At 69.4% G+C, this 4,400-nt stretch carries 5 protein-coding genes; 1 reads left to right on the top strand and 4 read right to left on the bottom strand.

Annotation, left to right across the window (positions count from 1 at the left end; genetic code table 11):
• Window positions 1–220: 220 nt before the first annotated feature.
• The 4 genes from GWI24_RS41090 to GWI24_RS41075 form a co-directional block, all read right to left on the bottom strand.
• Window positions 221–1,393, bottom strand: a complete 1,173-nt coding sequence (locus GWI24_RS41090) for a pyridoxal phosphate-dependent aminotransferase (protein ID WP_247617591.1) — start codon at window positions 1,391–1,393, stop codon at window positions 221–223.
• Window positions 1,394–1,465: 72 nt separating this feature from the next.
• Complete coding sequence (locus GWI24_RS41085) at window positions 1,466–1,831, bottom strand: VOC family protein (RefSeq protein WP_308344259.1); 366 nt, start codon at window positions 1,829–1,831, stop codon at window positions 1,466–1,468.
• A gap of 101 nt (window positions 1,832–1,932) precedes the next feature.
• Entirely contained in the window at window positions 1,933–2,100 is a 168-nt protein-coding gene (locus GWI24_RS45940) for a hypothetical protein (protein WP_247617590.1), read from the bottom strand.
• A gap of 571 nt (window positions 2,101–2,671) precedes the next feature.
• Window positions 2,672–2,893, bottom strand: coding sequence for a hypothetical protein (locus tag GWI24_RS41075; RefSeq protein WP_210951123.1), 222 nt, complete (start codon window positions 2,891–2,893; stop codon window positions 2,672–2,674).
• Window positions 2,894–3,424: 531 nt separating this feature from the next.
• On the opposite strand from GWI24_RS41075, the gene GWI24_RS41070 reads away from it, so the two are divergent.
• Window positions 3,425–4,369 carry a DUF5996 family protein gene (locus GWI24_RS41070; RefSeq protein WP_210951122.1) on the top strand — a complete coding sequence of 315 codons (945 nt, stop codon included), beginning with the start codon at window positions 3,425–3,427 and terminating at the stop codon, window positions 4,367–4,369.
• Window positions 4,370–4,400 lie beyond the last annotated feature (31 nt).

The following is a 4,400-nucleotide window of genomic DNA, read 5'->3' as shown; positions in this document are numbered from 1 at the left end:
GTGGATGCGGCGGTGTCGGCGGACACGGAGACCTCCGGTGCGGGCACACGACGGGCACACGACGGACCTGCGCCGAGCCCCCGGGAGGGGACGGACCAGGGGGCCCGGCGGACACACCGACCATCCGCCAGGCCGCGGACGCCCGCGACCCGGGACGTCCAACCGGGGGAGCGGGGTTACCGGAGGCGCCGCGTCAGTCGCGTCAGTCGCGTCAGGCGCGTCAGCCCGCGGCGAGGGTCTTGAGGCGGGCCACGGCGTCCGTAAGGACCTCTTCGCGCTTGCAGAAGGCGAAGCGGACGAAGGGGGAGCCCTGGTCCTGGTGGTCGTAGAAGACCGCGTTCGGGACCGCGACCACGCCGCAGCGCTCGGGGAGGGAGCGGCAGAAGGCGAAGCCGTCGGTCTCGCCGAGGGGGCGGATGTCGGTGGTGATGAAGTAGGTGCCCGAGGGGCGGAAGACATGGAAGCCCGCGTCGGTCAGGCCATCGGCCAGCAGATCGCGCTTGGCGCGCAGATCGTCCCGGATGCCGTGGAAATAGGCGTCGGGGAGGGCCAGCGCCTCGGCCACCGCGTACTGGAAGGGGCCCGCCGAGACATAGGTGAGGTACTGCTTGGCCGAGCGCACCGCCGTGACCAGCTCGGGAGCGCCGGTCACCCAGCCGACCTTCCAGCCGGTGAACGAAAACGTCTTTCCACTGCTGCTGATGGTGACCGTCCGCTCGCGCATCCCGGGAAAGGAGACGAGCGGGGTGTGCTCGGTGCCGAAGACGAGGTGCTCGTAGACCTCGTCGGTGACCACCAGCAGATCGCGCTCGACGGCGAGCTCGGCGACCGCGGCCAGCTCATCGTGGGTGAGCACGGTGCCGGTGGGGTTGTGCGGGGTGTTGAGCAGGATGAGCCGGGTGCGGTCGGTGACGGCGGCGCGCAGTTCGTCCAGGTCCAGACGGAAGGTGTCACCGTCGGGGCGCAGGGTGACGGGGACGCGGACGCCGCCCGCCATGGCCACACAGGCGGCGTACGAGTCGTAGTACGGCTCCAGCGCGATCACCTCGTCGCCCGGCTCCACCAGCGCCAGCAGCGACGCCGCGATGGCCTCGGTGGCGCCCGCGGTGATCAGCACCTCGGTGTCGGGGTCGAAGCCCAGGCCGTACCAGCGCCGCTGGTGTTCGGTGACGGCGGTGCGCAGCTCGGGCACGCCGGGGCCGGGCGGGTACTGATTGCCCCGGCCGTCGCGCAGCGCCCGGACGGCGGCCTCGCGCACCTCCTCCGGGCCGTCGGTGTCCGGGAAGCCCTGCCCGAGGTTGATGGCGCCGGTGCGCACGGCGAGGGCGGACATCTCGGCGAAGATCGTGGTGCCGAAGGCGGCCAGTCGGCGGTTGAGCGGCGGTCGTCCCATGGCGCCCATACTCCGCCGAACCATCGGCCTCCATCAACTCTCCCCCTGCCCGGCGTGGGGTAAGGGGCGACGTCAGGCCCAGACGTTGGCCTGTGCCCGAAAGGCCTCGGGCTCGCTTTCCACGGGCAGCACGCACACCAAGTGGCCACCAGGAACTCGTAGCACCCGGCACTCCTGCCACCGCGAGATCTGCTCGGCACCCAGGGCGAGCAAGCGCGTGGTTTCCGCCTCGACGTCGTCGGTCTCGATGTCCAGGTGGATACGGGGTGCGTCGTCGACCGCTTGGACGGCGGTGACCAGCCCCGGCAGAGCCTCATGAAGCGTGGTGAACTGCGGCTCCGGCGGAAACGGCTCAGCGGCGACGCCGAGAGCCGCCGACCAGAAGGCGGTCGCCCGGGCGGCCTCGGCTTCGGGCGTATCGAGCAGAACGGCGTACACACGGCTCCTGTGCATGCACGGCACCTACCCCCATGAGCCGACGGCCAGCCGCGGCACGCCTGCCGCGCGGAGCCGCGGCGGTAACGGGTGCGAGCCGTGTCTCAAAGGTGCCTCTTGCCTGCGCTGACAAGTCGGCTGATGTCGTCGCGGGTCCGCACTCTGAGGTCGTCGAGTTCCGCCCTGTTGTCAGCCTTGGCCAGTCCCGTGATGTCTGCAAGCACGTCCTCCGCGGTCTGGCTCAGCGTCTCGTCGTCCGTGAGCATCTGCATCCGGAAAAGAGCTTCTTGAGCACTGGAGCGCAAGTCGTAGGCGCGGATGCGCACGGGGTCCGGGCTCTCCGGTGGGGGATGTTCGTGCTCACAGAACCAGAGGTGAACGAGGCAGCGACGGTAGTTGATCAACGCGCCGGCGTAGACGGAGTAGGCATCGAGTCGCTCCTGTCGGAGCTTCTCGCGACGGGTGAACTGAGGCCGCCGGTGCCGGGACGGCTTCGGGTTGCTCCCGAACGACCGTGAACGGGGCTGAATGAGACGGAAACTGAGACGGCCGCCCGTCTCACCGCAGCACCGATGACAGCCCGCGGGTAGCTGACTAGGCAGCCTTGGGCCGCGCCGCACGCGTTCCCGGTGCGGGCTCCCGCGCATCCTCGGACCAGAAGGTCTCGTCTTCGCCGAAGTCCGGGGCCTGGAATGGTTTTGTCGTCGGAGACGGCGATACTGCGGTGGAACGGCGGGGTTGCCCTTCCAGGGCGGAGAACAGCGACGTCGGGTCGATGAGAGGTCTGCCTTTCGTTACAGGTCCCTGATGGGGCCTGGCGTGCCGTGACCGGGCACAGCGGCCCTACAGCTTGGTCATCTTGGCGTACGGGCTCAAGATCCGCCTTTGCGCCGAGCCGAAATCCACGAGCGCCGCGATTCCGCTCTCGATGCCGATCACCCGGCCGAGGCCGTACATGTCGTGTGAGACCTGGTCGCCCATGGCGAAGTGCTTGGGAGCCGGCGTGACCGGGGCCTTGAAGGGGCTGGTAGGCAAACGACGCTTCGGTGCCGCAGGGTTTGTCATGGCTCAGTATGAGCCTACGTGTGTCCCGCTCGCTATGGCCGTCGGCACAGATCGGGACGGCGGCAACCGCGTCACGCCGCTGACCTGGTGTTTCGAGACCCGATGAGGCCCCTGCATTTTGGTACGGTTGTGGCACGAGCCTCAGCCTGCGATGGCGTAGATCTGTTCCGGCTCGGTGTCCGGCGCCTCGGCCAGTTGCTCGGCCTCGTCGGCGGTGGAAGGCGGCCTCCTCGTCGACTCCGAGTCCGCGCGGAGCACGGCGATGGCCTTGCGGACGGTTGGCCGGCTGACCTTGTCGCGCTCGATGAGCTGGGCTTTTCGGGAAACGGGGCCTCGGGTTCCGTACCCGCCTGGGTAGCCGTCTGCGCCCCCTGCTCCCGCCTGCACGCCAGCGACACCCGCTACCCGGCACGGGTCACACTCACTGGTTTCCCGGGCTGGTTTTCGGCGGCGGGATACGCGGGTACTCGGCCGGGCCGGATTCCAACGACTACGCGTTGTGCCAAAGCCGTGAGTCCCGCGGGAGGCGAGATGGCCGAGCAGAGGACACAGCAGGCCGGCGCCTGGCCACGGCTCCGGCTGGAGGACTGGGCCGAGACCCGGGACACCCTGCACATGTGGACCCAGATCGTCGGCAAGATCCGGCTGGACCACGCACCACCGGCCAATCAGTGGTGGCAGGTGACCTTGTACGTCACCCCGCGCGGGCTGAGCACGTCCACGATCCCGTACCGGACCGGAGCGTTCGATATCGAGTTCGACTTCATCGACCACCGGCTGGTGATCCGGGTCAGCGACGGAAGGCGGCGCGAGCTGGCGCTGGAGTCCAAACCGGTGTCCCAGTTCTACGCCGAGGTCATGGGCGTGCTGGGAGACCTGGGCATCCAGACCCGGATGTACCCCCGGCCGAACGAGGTGCCCGTGGCTATCCCGTTCCCGGAGGATCACCGGCACGCGGCGTACGACCCGTACGCCACCCGGCTCTTCTGGGGTCAATTGCTGAACGCACACCGGGTGTTCGGGGAATTCCGGTCCCATTTCGTCGGCAAGGCCAGCCCCGTGCACTTCTTCTGGGGAGCGATGGACCTGGCCGTCACCCGCTTCTCCGGCCGCACCGCGCCGCCGCATCCCCCGGGCGGTGTGCCGAACCTGCCGGACCGGGTGACGCAGGAGGCGTACTCCGTCGAGCTCTCCAGTTGCGGCTTCTGGCCCGGCGGCGGCGAGGAGGGCGGCTTCTACTCCTACGCCTACCCCGAGCCCGCCGGCTTCGCCGACCAGCCGGTCCACCCCGAGGCGGCCTCGTACCGGCGGGATGTCGGCGAATTCGTGCTGCCCTACGAGGCGGTCGCCACCGCACCCGATCCGGACCGGACGCTGAGCGAATTCCTGCACAGCACCTATGAGGCGGCCGCCGAACTGGCCGACTGGGACCGCGCGGTCCTGGAAGCCGACCCCGTCCACTGGGAGCACCGTTAGCGACTGGCCGCCGGATCTTGACGCCTGCGGC

The sequence above is a fragment of the Streptomyces sp. MK37H genome (genome assembly GCF_018035285.1).
GTDB classification, from domain to species: Bacteria; Actinomycetota; Actinomycetes; order Streptomycetales; family Streptomycetaceae; genus Streptomyces; species Streptomyces endocoffeicus.
The sequence above is the reverse complement of the archived record's forward strand: the minus strand, read 5'-3'. Positions and strand labels throughout refer to the sequence as shown.